Genomic DNA, 16,159 nt, shown 5'->3' on the forward strand with positions numbered 1-16,159 from the left:
GGGACACGCTTTACGGCGCTGCGCGCCCTGGCGGCATGCTGTCCGCCGGGCTTGGCTCCAGAACCTGTCCTGTTTGCTGCCGCAAATCCGGAAGTTCTGTCGCCTAAGGGCACGCACGGCTTTGCCCCGTGCGCTTGGAGGCGCTGGGCTTCGCCCACAGCGCCGAAACAGTGCTGCTGTGCAAGGCGCGAACTTCGGCTTGCGGCACGGGTTTTAACCCCGGTGGTTGGAGTCATGAAGAGGAATTTTGGAACTGTAGGAGCGTCAGCGTTCGCCTTTATATTTGGATTTCTACCGCAAATTGCGGTTCAAATCAGGAAATCCAAATATAACAGCGACCGGAAGTCCAAATATTCTTCGTAATGACGACTATAACCACCAAAAGATTCAAATCCCTGCCGCCCCGAACCCGCGCTCTAAACTAATTTAAATGAGGTGTCCAAAAGTGTCGGAAGCTTATAAAAACGCCGGAGTGGATATTGCGGCTGGCAATGAAGCGGTAGAACGCATGAAGAAGCATGTGAAGCGCACCTACCGTCCTGAAGTGATGACGGAGCTGGGCGGATTCGGCGCACTGTTTGGCCTGAATAAGGACAAATATGAAGAGCCTGTTCTCGTATCGGGAACGGACGGCGTGGGCACGAAGCTCAAAATCGCGTTCGCAGCGGACCGCCACGACACGATTGGCATCGATGCCGTTGCCATGTGTGTGAATGACATCGTAGTGCAGGGCGCAGAGCCGCTGTTCTTCCTCGACTATCTGGCCTGCGACAAGGTAGTGCCGAAGAAGATCGAAGCGATCGTTGCCGGAATCGCAGAAGGTTGCCATCAGGCAGGCTGCGCATTAATTGGCGGCGAAACGGCCGAGATGCCCGGCATGTATTCGGCCGGTGAGTACGACATCGCCGGATTTACGGTAGGGGTTGCCGACAAAGCGAAGCTGGTAACCGGCGCGGACATTGCACCGGGAGACACGGTGATTGGTCTGGCTTCCAGCGGCATTCACAGCAACGGATTCTCGCTGGTACGCAAGCTTTTGCTGGAGGAAGACGGCTACGGACTGAATGACGTAGTGCCTGAACTAGACGCTCCGCTCGTGGATGTGCTGCTGGCTCCAACCAAAATCTATGTGAAGCCGCTGTTGTCGCTGCTGGAACAGCTTCCGGTTAAAGGCATGGCTCACATTACCGGAGGCGGGTTCATCGAGAATATCCCGCGCGTGCTGCCTGAGAATGTAAACGTAGAGATTAACTACGGCTCCTGGCCGATTCAGCCGGTCTTCGGCTTGATGCAGAGCAAAGGCAATGTAAGCAACCGTGATATGTTCACCACTTTTAATATGGGGATCGGCCTTGTACTGGTAGTAGCTGAAGCGGACGGAGCGCGCGCGCTGGAGCTGCTGAAGGCCAGCGGGGAAGAAGCTTATCTTATCGGGACTGTAACGGAAGGCGAACGCAAGGTAACCTTTACAGGAGCTGAAGTCTGATGGAGTGGAGCCGGATCGCTGTATTTGCTTCGGGTCAGGGCAGCAATTTCGCCGCACTGGTCCAGGCGCAGCAGGAGGGGAAGCTCGGCGGAGGCAGCATAGAGCTGCTGGTCTCGGACAAGCCGGAAGCGCCTGTGGCACAGCGGGCGGAGGAAGCGGGAATTCCCGCCCTCCTGCTGCGGCCGAAGGACTTCGCGGGCCGGGAGCTGTACGAGGCAGCGATTGTTGCCGAGCTTCAGCGCCGGGACATCGGGCTGATCGTGTTGGCCGGGTATATGCGGCTGATCTCACCGGTGCTGCTTGAGCCTTATGCGGAACGGATCATCAACATCCATCCTTCGCTTTTGCCGGCCTTTGCAGGTAAGGATGCGATTGGCCAGGCGCTGGATTATGGCGTGAAGCTGACGGGAGTTACGGTGCATTTTGTCGACGGAGGCATGGATACCGGACCGGTTATTGCCCAGCGCAGCGTTGAGGTGAACCCGGGAGATACCGCTGAATCATTGGCAGAACGGATCCATCAGGTAGAGTACGGGCTGTATCCCGAAGTGGTGGCTGCTTTGGCAGCAGGCAGAGTGGATCTGAACGGAAGAATAACGACAATTGGCGAATAATAGCAGAAGCCATATTAGCCGGATCTGACACAAAAAAATGTATTTCAGGCAGGTGCGGCTGATTCTGATATTTCTCGGGAAATATTGCACAAAGTCTGCAAGATGTCAGATTGGCTGACTGGGCAGTTTGAAATTGCCGGAATTACGGGTTTGCTGACATGCCGGTTGCTGTCGATACAGCAATTGAATTCACTCCACTTAATTTGTCTGAATACCAGTGATCGCGGAACGTAATTGGATAAAGTACAACTAATTCTGGCGTTTGTAGGCTCTAAGGCGCATATGGCATCATTTAGATGGACAATTTCCAACTACTTTTCTATCTGGCTGATAACAAGCCGAAATTAAATGACTTAAATCCACTTATTTTATAAACATTATAAACTCAAGTATAAGCACGGGCTAACCGGCGACAATGATCCTGCGATCATAGGCCACAACCTAATCTAGTGTGAATCCAGAGGAGGACTATTCAAAGTGAGTATCAAAAGAGCGCTGGTCAGCGTATCGGACAAACAGGGCATCGTGGATTTTTGCCGCGAGTTGTCTGCACTAGGCGTAGAAATTATCTCCACAGGCGGCACCAGCACACTTCTGGCTAAAGAAGGCGTTCCGGTCATCGGTATATCCGATGTGACAGGCTTTCCCGAAATTATGGATGGACGCGTCAAAACGCTGCATCCTGCTGTACACAGCGGCCTCCTTGCGGTTCGTGATAACGAAGAGCATACACGGCAGATGACCGAGCTTGGACTCGACTACATCGACCTCGTAGTGGTGAATCTGTATCCGTTCGCGGAAACTATTGCCAAGCCGGATGTGTCGTATGAGGAAGCTATCGAGAACATCGATATCGGCGGACCAACGATGCTGCGTTCGGCGTCGAAGAACCACGCCTTTGTCAGTGTGGTAGTGGACGCGGCGGATTATGCTACAGTGCTTGAGGAAGTGCGTGCGGGTGGAGATACCACCCTTGCAACCCGCAAACGTCTTGCGGCCAAAGTCTTCCGCCATACGGCGGCTTACGATGCCCTGATTGCCGATTATCTGGCGAATGTAACCGGTGAACCGCTGCCGGAGCGCTATACGGTCACTTACGAGAAAATCCAGGATCTGCGTTACGGGGAGAACCCGCATCAGAAGGCTGCTTTCTACCGCAAGCCGCTGGCTGCGCAGGATACACTCACCGCTGCCGAGCAGCTGCACGGCAAGGAGCTGTCCTACAACAATATTAACGATGCTAATGCGGCTCTGCAGATTGTAAAAGAGTTTGAAGAACCGGCTGTAGTGGCTGTTAAGCATATGAATCCTTGCGGCGTAGGCGTGGGGGCGAGTGTATATGAGGCTTATCAAAAAGCTTACAATGCCGATCCAACCTCCATCTTCGGCGGAATTGTTGCGGCGAACCGGATTATCGATGAGGATACGGCTAATATGCTGAAGGATATTTTCCTAGAGATCGTTCTGGCTCCGGGCTTCACGGATGAAGCGCTGGAGATCCTGACGAAGAAAAAGAATATCCGCCTGCTCAAGCTTGGTAACCTCAGCACGGCAGCTTCCCGCAAAACCAGCTTTGTCGTAACCTCCATTGAAGGCGGAATGGTTGTGCAGGAAAGTGACGTTCATTCCGTGAATCCGGAGGAGCTGCAGGTCGTAACCGACCGCAAGCCAACGGAAGAAGAACTGAAGCAGCTGCTGTTCAGCTGGAAGGTGGTTAAGCATGTGAAGTCGAACGCGATCGTGCTGGCGGCTGATAATATGACCGTAGGCGTAGGTGCCGGACAGATGAACCGTGTCGGCGCGGCCAAGATTGCGATTGAGCAGGCCGGAGAGAAATCCAAAGGCTCCGTACTGGCGTCAGATGCCTTCTTCCCGATGGGCGACACCCTGGAGATGGCTGCCAAGGCTGGTATTACGGCGGTTATCCAGCCGGGCGGATCAATTAAGGACGAGGAATCCATTAAGGTTGCTAATGAATACGGCATTGCCATGGTCTTCACCGGCGTTCGCCACTTCAAACACTAGAACGCTGGGAGGGTAACATACTTATGGATATTTTAGTGGTCGGCGGCGGCGGCCGGGAGCATGCGATCATCTGGAGCTTAACCCGCAGTCCCAAGGCCGGTAAAATCTACTGTGCACCCGGCAACGCCGGGATTGCGCAGCTTGCCGAATGTGTGCCGATCGGCGTATTCGAGTTCGATAAGCTGACCGCGTTTGCCAAGGAACGGGAGATCGGGCTGGTCGTCATCGGACCGGATGATCCGCTGGCAGCGGGGATCGTCGATGCATTTGAAGCGAAGGATATTCCTGTATTCGGCCCACGGAAGAATGCGGCGGAAATCGAGGGCAGCAAGACCTTCATGAAGGATCTGCTGCATAAGTACAGCATTCCGACAGCGGCGTATGAGAAGTTCAGTGATTATGGGACTGCACTTGCCTATCTGCGTACTCAGGAGCTGCCGATTGTAATCAAGGCGGACGGATTGGCCGCAGGCAAAGGTGTGACCGTGGCGTATTCCCTTGAGGAAGCGGAGGCGGCTCTGCAGGATATCATGGTGGCTAAGGTGTTCGGTGAAGCCGGCGCACAGGTCGTGATTGAGGAGTTTCTGGCCGGGCAGGAAATGTCGATTCTGGCCTTTGTGGATGGCGAAACAGTGCGGCCGATGGCGGCTGCACAGGACCATAAGCCGGTATTCGACGGCGATAAAGGACCTAATACGGGAGGCATGGGGACATACTCCCCGCTTCCGCATATCGATGAGGCTATTATCCGCGAAGCAGTGGAGACCATCATCGAGCCGACAGCCAAAGCCATGGTGGCTGAGGGGCGCCCCTTCAGCGGCGTACTGTTCGCAGGGCTCATGATCTCGCCGGACGGCAGACCGAAGACGATAGAATTCAATGCCCGCTTCGGTGATCCCGAGACGCAGGTTGTTCTTCCCCGGCTACAAAGCGACTTGCTGGAGATCTTTCTGGCTGTTACAGAAGGCAGGCTGGCGGATATTCAGATTGAATGGAGCGATGAGGCCGCAGTCTGCGTGGTCCTGGCTTCGGAAGGTTATCCCGGTCCGTATCCGAAGGGTGTGCCGATCAGCGGACTGGAGGAGAACGGTACAAGTCTGGTCTTCCATGCGGGAACTGCACGCGGTGAGGATGGCAGCTGGGTAACCAGCGGCGGCCGGGTGCTTGGAGTTGTAGGCATGGGTCCTACGATTGCTGAAGCGCGTGCAGCAGCATATGCCAGTGCCGGAAAGATCACCTTCCCGGGCAAACAGTGCCGTAGTGACATCGCTATGAAGGCTCTGATCTGAGGATAAAGCACTGTATTTCAGCCAGATAAGAGTGCCTATGCTTTGGGGCCAATGCAAATTACCCGTATACTCATCGAAGCTAAAGCCCCACTTTGCGGGGTTAGTTTATGCTATTAGTCCCAAAAAAAGGACTGACAAGTAGTAGGAGAAGTGCTATAATACAACTCGTACGGGGGAAAATGTGCGGATATATACAGATAAAGGGTCTTTCCTTTCATGGAAAGGCCTTTTTTAAAATTTAGGGATTTATATTTTTGAACTGTCCTTAACAGGATGGGCAAGCCGTTTCCACTTGCTGAATGTTCAGGGGATATAGAAAGCCCCATGCCGGGAAATGATACTTAAATAATAAGTACAATAACAGCGATGCCGTTTTTTACGGATGCTTAGTTACAGATTTAAGGGGGAATTGTTTTTGAGTAAGGTCGGAAGAAATGACTTATGCCCATGCGGAAGCGGGAAAAAATATAAGAAGTGCTGCTTGGATAAAGAAACGTCAGCGGTCGAATCCATACTGCGGCTGGTAACGACGGAGGATGCGGCAGCACAAGAGGCTGTATTCAGCGAATCCGTACAGGAACAGTCAGCAGCGGAGGCCGCGGTACGTACCGAGAGTAAGCTTACACTGCCCAAGCTGAAAAAGATGGTCGCACGCGAACTGAAATGGGAGCATCCGGCCCATGAACAGCTGGCGTTGCAGCTCATTGAGAGCATGAGAAATCAATACGACCGGGAACTGATTCTGGAAGCCCTGGTGCTGTGGAATGGCTTCTCCCGGCAGACCAAACCTGCGGTGAAGAAAGCCGGCTCGTTCTGCGCGGCCATCGAATATCTGCTGTCAGAGGAATACGGCTTCATGCTGTCGCAGACGGAGCTTGCCGATAAATACGAAGTTACGGCGGCCACCATCTCCCGTAAAGTCAAAGAATTATATAATTATGTCGAAGAATACGGAATGGGCGGAGAAGCTGATGAGCTGATCACGCTGAATGGTCCGGGTACTCCCCAGGAGAAGGCGCAAGCCCTTCTGTACAAAGCGGTGGAGGCCACTTCTGCGAAACGCCGTGTTCAGCTGGCGGAGACGGCACTGGAGATTTATCCGGACAGTCCGGATGCCTATCTTATCCTGGCCGAGGAATCGGAGAATGAGCATGAGGCGCGTAAATTCCTCAAAGCGGGAATTGCTGCAGGCAGACGTGAACTGGGCGAGCTTTATTTTACCAAGAACAAAGGGTATTTCTGGGGGCTTACGGAGACCCGCCCTTATATCCGTATCTGCCAAAGCTATGCGGAATCCTGCTGGTTTGGCGGGAAGGCCGAGGAAGCAGCGGAGATTCTGGAGCATATTCTCGAGCTTAACCCGGATGACAATACCGGTGCACGCTATCTTTTGACCGCTGTCTACTTGTACAGCAACCAGTTGAAGGAAGCGGAGCGGGTGATCAAGAACTACGGGGAAGACGATGCCGCAGCGGCTTTTGCCTATGACCGGATTGTACTGGAGTTCAAGAAGAACGGAATTACCTCACAGCTCAAAATGCTGTACCGTGTTGCGCGCGGGGTGAACAAGCATGTGCCTGATTATCTGCTGGGTGTGAAGCGGCTGCCGCATAATCTCCCGGATTTTGTCGGAATGGGCGATTCCAATGAAGCCATTGAATATGTCATTATGCATTCGCGTTTGTGGGCAAGCATGCCGGATCTGCTCAAATGGATGCTGAAACAATAGAATATAGATGATCTATATATAATCTGAACATGAAATATCTGACACAGTCCTCCGGGGCTGTGTTTTTTTGTATAATAATCCTTGCCACTTTAGTCTAATTAGACTATATTATGTGATGTGGTCTAATTAGACTAAATTTTCGGAAAAGAGGTCCTTGTAATGTTATTTATTACTGGAGCAACTGGAACCGTTGGAAATCGGGTTATACATTACCTCAAGCTTAAGGATATCGAATTTAAAGCCCTCACCCGAACACCTGAGAAGCTGTTAACAGACCGGACAGAGCATATGATGATCGTCACCGGCGATATCAAGAATTGCAGCGCCTGGTCAGACAGCCTGCGCGGCGTGGAGACCTTATTCCTGATCCTTCTGGATGATGCTGAAGAGATTCTGCAGGCTGCCCGGGCCAAGGGTGTCCGGAACATCGTGTTCTTATCCTCAGCCTCCATCAACCGCTCGGATGCCGGTTACAACGAGAATGCGATTAAACATAAAAAAGTCGAGGATCAGATTCAGGCGTATGGCTTTCAGTATGTGTTTATCCGTGCTGAGGCCTTCATGCATAATACCATTTACTGGGGGGACCTTTTTAGATACAATAGGGGGACGATCCGGTTACCGGCCCTGGAGGCTAAGCTGGCCAGTGTGCACGAAGCAGATATTGCTGAAGTTATCAGCGTGGTTGTTACCGATTTTGACAGATTCTCTGGGCAGGTCTTAACGCTTACAGGGGCGAGTATTCTCAGCCAGCGGAACATATTGACAGAAATTTCCAAACATTTAGGACAATCGCTTGAACTGGAAGAGCAGACAATCGATGACTTCCGATCCTATATGGGCAAGTACATTGCTGAAGAGTATATTACTCTTAGAGTCCAGGACTGGGAGTATACCCTGAAGCATAAGCTCGCCGTGACGGACACGGTACTGGCTATTCTGGGACGGGAGCCTTATACGTTCAGAGAATGGATATCTGAGCATATCCTTGATTTTCAATAATCTATAGAAAGAGGAATTATTATTATACCCTTATTAATACTGGGTTTGCTGAAGGATTGCGGACCATCCAGCGCTTATGAATTGATGAATGTCTTTAAGGAACGGGACTACAGGTATCTCGCTCATATGACGAAGGGATCACTGTATTACAACCTGCAGAGGTTAGCGGGTGAGGGCTTGGTCCGGCTGGTTGAAGTCGTTAGCGTTAACAACTATCCTGAACAATACATCTACGAGATTACGACGCAGGGCGACGAGCATTTCAAAGCGCTGATGGCTAAATATTCGCTGCAGACGGACGATATCACGTTAGCCTTTTATATGACCACGCTATTCGCCCACCAATATGATTCTGAGCGGTTCAAGTCGGCCGTAGCGGTGCAGATGGAGCAAACACGGCGCAAAATTGCTGAAATTGATTCTGCGCTGGATGCCAAGCAAGATAGGATCTACTACACGGCAAAGTCGATGATGAATAATGTCAGAGCGCACCATGAATTGAACCTGAAATGGTTTCAGGAGCTGCTCGAGCAGTAGGGCGGCGTACTCCCGGATAATAGGAACTGAATATTGGTGTATGAACTCATACTCCCTTTTATTTGCTGAATAGCGCAGATACAAGGGTTTTTTTGTGCAAATAACCTGACATGAATAAGCAGAAATACGGGATATTCAGATGATGGACATGACATTTGTGAGAAAATATCTGACATGGTCACAGTTTTTTCACAGCTTACGGGGAAACGGTAAAGGGATAAAGGGGATTTTTGCAGAAATAAGTCGAAAGATAGAGAAGATTCGGAGCAGCATAGCTGACCTGAGTCTTTATACATGGAAGGTGGAAGGACCTATGACACTGGGGAAGAACAGAAGGGGCAGGGAGAGGAAGCTTATAGCCTCTTTCAGCAATATGGGAATCCGCGGCAAGCTGTTTATGTCCGTGATCCTCTCTGTGATTGTTATTCTTGTGATTGTATCCGTAGTGATTTACAGCAATGCCAAGCAGATTATAGTCAATGGCCTGAACAATTCGCTGACCTATCAGAAAGGAGAGATAAGCGTTAAGGTCAACGAGCTGCTGCAGCCCGCTTCGGACAGTGTAGAGCTTCTGAATGCCAACGCCTATATCCGTGACTATATCGCCAGTGTAAGTGATCCGGAAACAGCGAAGACCACCAGCGGGTACAGTGAACTGATCCGCACCCTGAATCTGGTCAAGAACAACAATAAGAACCTGCTGAATGTGTATATAGGTCTGGATGCTGCGAACAAGGTGATTACGCAGGATGAGTTCGAGCCGCCGGCGGACTTCGTGCTGAAGGAGCGGGGCTGGTATGCCAGCACAGCCAAGAATAAGCGTGTTACGGTTACGGATCCCTATATTGATGCCGGCTCCGGCAAAATGGTCGTCAGCGTCAGCGCACCGATTCTCGACGATGCCGGCAAGCTGATCGGTGTGGCGGGTGCCGATATCTCCACGGAGCAGATTACCCAGGCGCTGAGCGCTTTTAATTACAATGGCAGCGGGTATGCCGTACTGATTGATAAGACAGGAACCTTCATCTACCATCCGGATACAGACAATATTCTGCTGAAGAAAATGTCCGATCTCGGTGAAGACTGGAAAGCTGTCGGGGATAAGATGGTACAGTGGGGCTCGAATGTGATAAAGACGGATATTGACGGCGAGGCCAGTTATGTGTCGTATTCGCCGGCTGTAGAGAACCAGTGGTCTGTGGCGCTGATCGTACCGGAGAAAAAAGCGGAGCAGGAATTGAAGAAATTCGAGCTGATCTTTATTCTCTCAATTATTGCTTCGATTGTAGTGATGTCCGTGCTGCTGTACTTTGTCTCCAATAGTATATTGCAGCAGATTCCTATCCTTACAGCTGCCTTCCGAAAAGCGATGTCCGGCGACCTGTCGGTAAGAGCGAAGGTTACCGCCAAAGGGGAAATCGGCGTACTGGCAGAGGGCTTCAACGATATGATCTCCTCACAGCAGTCGCTGATTCAGGAAATCATGCGCAGTTCGCAGAGCATCTCTGGCGCAGTGGAGAATACGGAGAAGAATGTGTTCGTGCTTGACGGCAGCATTACCGATATTTCGGGGATTACCGAAGAGCTGTCAGCGGGCATGCAGCAGACGGCGGCTTCGATGGAGGAAATGAATGCCAGCACGATCGAATTCGAGCATGCCATTAACGGTATCGCCCGCAAAGCCCAAGAGGGGGCAGATGCGGCCCGGGAAATTAATGTGCGGGCGGATAAGCTGAAAGAGGGAGCATTTGAGTCACGCAGGCAGGCGGATCATATCTACGGACAGAGTGAAGAAAAGCTGCGCATGGCGCTTGAACAGTCGAAGTCGATCTCGCAGATAGGCGCGCTCACAGGAGCGATTCTGGAAATTGCCGCCCAGACCAATCTGCTGTCGCTGAACGCTTCCATTGAGGCTGCGAGAGCAGGAGATGCAGGCAAAGGCTTCGCCGTTGTGGCGGAGGAAATCCGTAAGCTGGCTGATAACTCGCGGGAGACGGTGACCGAAATCCAGGGAGTTACTGAAGCGGTAGTCCAGGCGGTATCCAATCTGGTCGAGGGTGCGGAGAGCATGCTGCGCTTCATGGACCGGCAGGTGCTGAAGGATTACGATGCGATGCAGGAGACAGGTGAGCGGTACAGCGAAGATGCCAAGTATATTGATGAGCTGGTAACGGACTTCAGTGCCACCTCCGAAGAGCTGCTGGCTTCCATTCAGAGCATGCTGACTGCGATCAGCGAGACGGGCAGTGCAACGAATGAAGGCGCAGAAGGGGCCGGGGTCATCGCCGTCCAGGCGGAGCAGATCATCGGCAAGTCCGGCAGCATCGTTGCCGAGATGGAGGAGATCAAGATGAGCTCGGCTCAGCTGCTGCAGACGGTATCGCGGTTTAAGGTCTAGTTATAGTGAAGGATGGACGGTCCTGCCGGTTTACGGCAGGGCCGTTTGCTTGTTGCGTATGGAAAGTAAGCATAGGCGCATAGGAGGGGCATTTGGAGTGCTAAATGAGGAAATGAGGAGATTAAAGTATGAGGGTAGGACGCCGTGAAGGGATTACGGTATATGCCTAGGAGTGTACGGTATGCTTAATTGCACTTTGTACAACTAAAACGTCTGATTTTCCACCGATTATCCGTTTAGTTGTATTTCGTGCAACTAAAAAGCACTATGTAGACGGTTCTTGCCCATTCGGGCAGATTTAGTTGTACAGAATACAGTTATAAGAGGCGGGCCTCCCTTTTCGCTGTTTTTAATTGCACATTATACAACTATATAAGATGAACTTAAGAATGAGGGGTGGAGTAGCAGGATTCCACCGGCAGTGGATTCTGTATTGTGTGAGGAGGACAAGGGTTGAAAAAATGTCCTTGGAAGAGTATGTTACAAGAAGCGAAACGATAAGAAAGAGACAGTGAGGCGAGGAAAAGATGAGAGAAGGCGAAAACCGGATCGTAGGAATGGAAGATATTGTACGCGCACATCATGTGCTGCGGGAGGTTATCGTCCGTACGCCGCTGCAGCTGGATGCGGTACTGTCAGCTAAATACGGCTGTAATGTGTATTTGAAACGCGAAGATTTGCAGATTGTACGCTCCTTCAAGATCCGCGGGGCCTACAATATGATCCGCAGTCTGTCCGACGAGGACAGAGCCAAGGGGATTGTATGTGCAAGTGCGGGTAACCATGCCCAGGGTGTGGCGTATTCCTGTAAGGCACTGGGAATCAAAGGCAAGATCTTTATGCCGAGCACTACACCTAATCAGAAGATTAAGCAGGTCCGGCGTTTTGGCGGCGAATTCGTGGAAGTGATTCTGAAGGGGGATACCTTCGACGATGCTTACGATGAAGCGCTGCAGGCTTGTATAGACTATAGCATGACGCTGATTCACCCGTTTGATGAGCCGCGCATTATCGCCGGCAATGGTACGATTGCGATGGAGATTATGGAGAGCCTGGACAAGCCGGCTGACTTTGTATTTGTTACGATTGGCGGAGGCGGCCTGGCGGCAGGTGTAGCCACCTATGTGAAGACCGTGAGCCCGGCGACCAAGGTGATCGGTGTGGAGCCTACCGGAGCAGCTTCCATGAGCGAGGCGATGGAGTGCGGTGAGGTGATCACCCTGAAGGAAATTAATAAGTTTGTTGACGGTGCGGCGGTGAAACGTGTCGGCGGCTTGACCTTCGACATCTGTTCGAAGCTCCTGGATGATGTAGTCAAAGTGCCGGAAGGCAAGGCTTGTACAACCATTCTGGAGCTGTATAACGAGAATGCGATTGTTGTGGAGCCGGCAGGCTCGCTTCCGATTGCTGCGCTGGACATGTACCGGGATCAGATCCGCGGCAAAAGCGTGGTCTGCATCGTCAGCGGCGGCAATAATGATATCGACCGGATGCAGGAGATCAAGGAGCGTTCACTGATCTATGAAGGCCTGAAGCATTATTTCATGGTTAATTTTCCGCAGCGCGCGGGTGCCCTGCGTGAATTCCTGACTGAGGTAGTCGGACCCGACGATGACATTACCCGGTTCGAATACACGAAGAAGAACGAGAAGGAGAACGGCCCGGCACTGGTGGGCATTGAGCTGATGTCCACAGATGCCTACGCCCCGCTGATTGAGCGGATGAAGCAGAAGGGCGTGGATTACGTAGAGATCAACAAGGATGTCAATTTATTCAGCATGCTGATCTAATATAATCGTTGTCAGCGGCAATAGCCGTTTATATGGATATGAATAAGACCCGCCCGGGTTCAACCCGGGCGGGTCTTATTTCATAGCGATAAGTTTGCTGCGCACATCCGGTGCTGCTGAGTTATACGCTTATCAGGACTGGGGCACTTCTGTCTTCAGATACTGCTCGGCGTCATCATCCAAGAGATAGCCGTTGCTCTTCATCAGCTTCATGAAGCCATCGAGCTTCTGCAGGAACGGGCTGGTGCTGCTGTTTTTGGCCAGGATGCTGCTGTAGGCTTTCTGTGCCTCCAGATCCATTTCCAGATTATCGTAATGGAAGAGCGGCGTGTTGTTCTGGCCATAGAATGTATTCACTGCGTACATGTTATAAAGTGTCTTGACTGCTGATAGGCGGTTGGATTTGGGATAGGTCTGAATGAACTGCTCCTGGGTTAGTGCACGGGAAGCGACATCCCCCCAGGCGATCACAAGCCCGTTATCCTTGGAAGGGGGCAGATCCGACTCGGTCGCCATTATTGAAATATAATCACGGATATCCTCTGTCACGTACAGTTTATATTTGCGGTAAGCGGCATAATCAATCACCGGGAAAAAGGTTCCTTCGGCCGTCTCCAGCTTATAGCCGCTCTCTCCCGCGCTTTTCAGCAGCGCACGAAGTGAAGCATTCTCCGTACTCTCGGCCAGCCTCACCATGCTGACTCCCGCCTTATAGACGGAGATGAGCTTCCGCTGTACCTCACTGCTGCTGAATTTCTTCTCCCAGGAAGGCAGGAGCGATTTGTGCAGGTTCTCCAGCTTCAGTGTCAGAACAGTCGCCTGATAAGGAGTGACAGCATACAGATTGGTATTCATATAAGTAATAGCACCCGGCAGGTTGCCTGAGGAGAACAGTGGCAGCGCAGCCCTGTAGACAGCCTCAGCATGGCTGAGGACGGCTGCACCGGTAACACCCGCCTTAGCGCTGGCAGCCGCCTCAGACGTGCCTGTGCCGCGGCCCGCGCTGCTCTCAGCACGGGCAGGAGCGGAGCTTGCTGCCTCCAGCCCCATGAGCAGAGCAATAGCGGCGGTTAGAACGATGTGCTTCTTCATACAAGTCTCCTCCTGTGTGGAATAAAAGTTGAATATATTCTCTATGATTTGAAAAATATTAATTTCAGTCCGAGACCACCAGCTGCGGCAAGAACCAGACTGACCCAAGGTGCAATCCGGATGACCGGGAACAGATTATCGAGGAACATTCCGGCAAATACGGCAGCAATCGCAATTCCGACATAGAGTCCCAGCCCTTTGATATCAAAAGCCTTGGGCTTCGGGCTATCGTCCTCAGACAACGAGGCCATCCATTTCATAATTAGCTCAATCAGAACAATCGAGCCGATACCTACTATGATAAGGGTGAAAATACTGATCTGGCCGAAGATTTCATCCGGACCTCCGCTCCACTGCATGATCAGTCCGGCAGCGCCCATCACTCCGAACAGAATGGTCAGGGCGGACAAAGAGATCATCAGGGAGTTCTTCAGCTTGCTGCGCGGAGAGCGCGGGGGGCTGCTGTTCATCACATCTTTGAAATAATCTCCGGGGTTCTCGCCGAAGATTTGCTTGGCATTCCTGCCTTTGGCCTGCCCCTTCAGCAGCAGTTCAGCCGCCTCCAGCAGCAGCTCCTCTGCACGGACAGAGTCTACCGAGCTGGCCCGCATGGCCAGAATCATATCTTCAAAAAAAGAGCGGTTAAATGGCGTCATCTGCTCACGCAGCAGGTTGTTTTGCTTAATCATAGCTTTAACTTTCATAGTATGGACGTATACCTCCAAGGTGGATTAATCAGGTTAGCCTTTAACCTAGAGTATACGTTTGTGCAGCAGTGGTGTGCAAGGACAACCCTTGCAGGCGGATCAGAAGATTCCGCTTCTGCGTAACTTTTCTTTCGTTAATCCCTGAATAATCCGTTTGGAAGAGTGAACACTGAAGAGGTGGTTGCTTCACCAAATATAGCTAGAGGAAGGCAGGGAGCGTTATGAAACAGGAGAACAAACAGGAACCCGGCAAATTTGTGGGCGACGGCTTCGCGCCTGCACCTGCTAATGAAGTGGGGGATTGGGGCAATTCTGACGGCTTCAGTCTTTGGGATGCTGCTGGCGTGACACCGGAGAACGGACTTGAAGACTGGGAAGGCCGGCAGGAGACCCATGATATGTTTCACGACAGCTATGACTGAGTGAAGCTCAAGCTTGACCCACGGCCTCTTTTGCTCCTGCGGGAGCGGAAGGGGCTCTTTTCAGGAAATCCGGAGGACTATGGTTATTGACAAGAAATTAAGGAGAATCGTATAATAAAGATATAAATCATACTAAATTAATCGGAATAATTATAATTTGAAATAAATCAGCTTTCAGGGAGGGCGCAGCAATGGAACGGAATATTATCATCCGGCATAATGGAGAGGAACTGACAGCGAGCATACACTATCCATCCGCAGACAAGGCAGGCACCGGACGGTGCAAGAACCGGGTGCCGCTTGCAGTGATCTGCCACGGCTTCGTGGGCAGCCGGATTGGTGTAGACCGGATCTTCGTTAAGGCAGCCCGTGAGCTGGCGCAGGATGGCTATATGGTTATCCGCTTTGACTACGTAGGCTGCGGGGAGAGCAGCGGTAATTACGGAAGCGAAGATATGGAGTCGATGATCAGCCAGACCCGGGCGGTGCTGGATTACGGCATCAGCTCGGCCGATGTGGACCCGCAGCGTGTGACGCTGATCGGACATAGTCTGGGCGGTGCAGTAGCGCTGCTGACCGGTGTCCGTGACCGGCGGGTGAAGAACCTGGTGCTGTGGTCTGCGGTCGGCTATCCGTTCAATGATATCGTAAAGATTGTCGGAAGGGAAGCCTATGACCGGTCGGTGAAGAGCGGCTCAGCCGATTATTCCGGCTATTCGTTCACCCCGGTGTACTTCAACTCACTGGCAGCGTTCCAGCCGTTCCAGGAGGCCGGGAAATTCAGCGGTGATGTGCTGGTCATCCACGGGACCTCCGATGATGTTATTCCCGTTGACTATGCCTTCCTCTACCAGAAGCTGTTCTGGACACGTCCTGAAGGCCGCTGCGACAAGGAGATTATTTTCCAGGGCGACCATACCTTCTCGTCAGGTCCGGCACAGGAGCAGGTGCTTAAGCGCACCAGGGAATGGATGAATCAGCAGGAGCATCTGCAGGAGGAATGGCAGAACTGGATGATATAGGAGAGGTCCCATGCGTGCAATACGTAAGAATAAGCGGTAAAATAAA

Annotated in this window: 13 protein-coding genes; 11 read left to right on the plus strand and 2 right to left on the minus strand. The window is 51.9% G+C overall.

What is annotated here, in order from left to right:
• Window positions 1–445 precede the first annotated feature (445 nt).
• The 9 genes from purM to ilvA all read left to right on the plus strand — a co-directional run bounded on the left by purM (window position 446) and on the right by ilvA (window position 12,870).
• Window positions 446–1,486: a phosphoribosylformylglycinamidine cyclo-ligase gene (purM, locus tag NSU01_RS03585; protein WP_076248046.1), complete on the plus strand. Its 1,041-nt coding sequence runs from the start codon at window positions 446–448 to the stop codon at window positions 1,484–1,486.
• Window positions 1,486–2,100, plus strand: coding sequence for a phosphoribosylglycinamide formyltransferase (gene purN / locus NSU01_RS03590; protein WP_076248049.1), 615 nt, complete (start codon window positions 1,486–1,488; stop codon window positions 2,098–2,100). Before purM ends, purN begins: the two co-directional genes overlap by 1 nt.
• Before the next feature lie 477 nt (window positions 2,101–2,577).
• Window positions 2,578–4,125: a bifunctional phosphoribosylaminoimidazolecarboxamide formyltransferase/IMP cyclohydrolase gene (purH, locus tag NSU01_RS03595; RefSeq protein ID WP_042133411.1), complete on the plus strand. Its 1,548-nt coding sequence runs from the start codon at window positions 2,578–2,580 to the stop codon at window positions 4,123–4,125.
• A 23-nt stretch (window positions 4,126–4,148) separates the two neighbouring features.
• Window positions 4,149–5,414 (plus strand): phosphoribosylamine--glycine ligase, encoded by a 1,266-nt coding sequence (purD, locus tag NSU01_RS03600; RefSeq protein WP_076248051.1) that lies wholly within the window; start codon window positions 4,149–4,151, stop codon window positions 5,412–5,414.
• Window positions 5,415–5,796: 382 nt separating this feature from the next.
• Entirely contained in the window at window positions 5,797–7,143 is a 1,347-nt protein-coding gene (locus tag NSU01_RS03605; protein WP_144026201.1) for an SEC-C metal-binding domain-containing protein, read from the plus strand.
• A 159-nt stretch (window positions 7,144–7,302) separates the two neighbouring features.
• Window positions 7,303–8,145, plus strand: coding sequence for an NmrA family NAD(P)-binding protein (locus tag NSU01_RS03610; protein WP_042133417.1), 843 nt, complete (start codon window positions 7,303–7,305; stop codon window positions 8,143–8,145).
• 45 nt (window positions 8,146–8,190) lie between these two features.
• Window positions 8,191–8,682: a PadR family transcriptional regulator gene (locus NSU01_RS03615; RefSeq protein WP_052421656.1), complete on the plus strand. Its 492-nt coding sequence runs from the start codon at window positions 8,191–8,193 to the stop codon at window positions 8,680–8,682.
• Between the two features lie 313 nt (window positions 8,683–8,995).
• Window positions 8,996–11,080 carry a methyl-accepting chemotaxis protein gene (locus tag NSU01_RS03620; RefSeq protein ID WP_076248054.1) on the plus strand — a complete coding sequence of 695 codons (2,085 nt, stop codon included), beginning with the start codon at window positions 8,996–8,998 and terminating at the stop codon, window positions 11,078–11,080.
• Between the two features lie 527 nt (window positions 11,081–11,607).
• On the plus strand, window positions 11,608–12,870 hold the full coding sequence (gene ilvA, locus NSU01_RS03625) for a threonine ammonia-lyase IlvA (RefSeq protein WP_039298277.1): 1,263 nt from the start codon (window positions 11,608–11,610) through the stop codon (window positions 12,868–12,870).
• Window positions 12,871–13,002: 132 nt separating this feature from the next.
• On the opposite strand, the gene NSU01_RS03630 is transcribed toward ilvA, so the two are convergent.
• Both NSU01_RS03630 and NSU01_RS03635 read right to left on the minus strand, forming a co-directional pair.
• On the minus strand, window positions 13,003–13,962 hold the full coding sequence (locus NSU01_RS03630) for a hypothetical protein (protein ID WP_052421658.1): 960 nt from the start codon (window positions 13,960–13,962) through the stop codon (window positions 13,003–13,005).
• A gap of 41 nt (window positions 13,963–14,003) precedes the next feature.
• Window positions 14,004–14,666, minus strand: a complete 663-nt coding sequence (locus NSU01_RS03635; protein WP_042133420.1) for a DUF1129 family protein — start codon at window positions 14,664–14,666, stop codon at window positions 14,004–14,006.
• A gap of 224 nt (window positions 14,667–14,890) precedes the next feature.
• Here NSU01_RS03635 and NSU01_RS03640 point away from each other — a divergent pair, with 224 nt between their 5' ends.
• On the plus strand, window positions 14,891–15,091 hold the full coding sequence (locus NSU01_RS03640; protein ID WP_042133422.1) for a hypothetical protein: 201 nt from the start codon (window positions 14,891–14,893) through the stop codon (window positions 15,089–15,091).
• A gap of 191 nt (window positions 15,092–15,282) precedes the next feature.
• A complete protein-coding gene (locus NSU01_RS03645) occupies window positions 15,283–16,113 on the plus strand; it encodes an alpha/beta fold hydrolase (RefSeq protein WP_039298286.1) in 831 nt (276 codons plus the stop codon).
• The last annotated feature ends 46 nt before the right edge of the window (window positions 16,114–16,159 follow it).

Origin of the sequence: Paenibacillus sp. FSL H8-0259 (genome assembly GCF_037963255.1) — a bacterium.
Lineage (GTDB): Bacteria > Bacillota > Bacilli > Paenibacillales > Paenibacillaceae > Paenibacillus_AQ > Paenibacillus_AQ phytohabitans.

What these genes read in the sequence shown, in the direction of transcription:
- NSU01_RS03640 (WP_042133422.1), top strand. Translation starts at nt 14,891, where the DNA reads ATGAAACAGGAGAACAAACAGGAACCCGGCAAATTTGTGGGCGACGGC.
- purD (WP_076248051.1), top strand. Translation starts at nt 4,149, where the DNA reads ATGGATATTTTAGTGGTCGGCGGCGGCGGCCGGGAGCATGCGATCATC.
- NSU01_RS03635 (WP_042133420.1), bottom strand. Translation starts at nt 14,666, where the DNA reads ATGAAAGTTAAAGCTATGATTAAGCAAAACAACCTGCTGCGTGAGCAG.
- NSU01_RS03605 (WP_144026201.1), top strand. Translation starts at nt 5,797, where the DNA reads ATGCTTAGTTACAGATTTAAGGGGGAATTGTTTTTGAGTAAGGTCGGA.
- NSU01_RS03620 (WP_076248054.1), top strand. Translation starts at nt 8,996, where the DNA reads ATGACACTGGGGAAGAACAGAAGGGGCAGGGAGAGGAAGCTTATAGCC.
- purN (WP_076248049.1), top strand. Translation starts at nt 1,486, where the DNA reads ATGGAGTGGAGCCGGATCGCTGTATTTGCTTCGGGTCAGGGCAGCAAT.
- ilvA (WP_039298277.1), top strand. Translation starts at nt 11,608, where the DNA reads ATGAGAGAAGGCGAAAACCGGATCGTAGGAATGGAAGATATTGTACGC.
- NSU01_RS03630 (WP_052421658.1), bottom strand. Translation starts at nt 13,962, where the DNA reads ATGAAGAAGCACATCGTTCTAACCGCCGCTATTGCTCTGCTCATGGGG.
- NSU01_RS03610 (WP_042133417.1), top strand. Translation starts at nt 7,303, where the DNA reads ATGTTATTTATTACTGGAGCAACTGGAACCGTTGGAAATCGGGTTATA.
- NSU01_RS03645 (WP_039298286.1), top strand. Translation starts at nt 15,283, where the DNA reads ATGGAACGGAATATTATCATCCGGCATAATGGAGAGGAACTGACAGCG.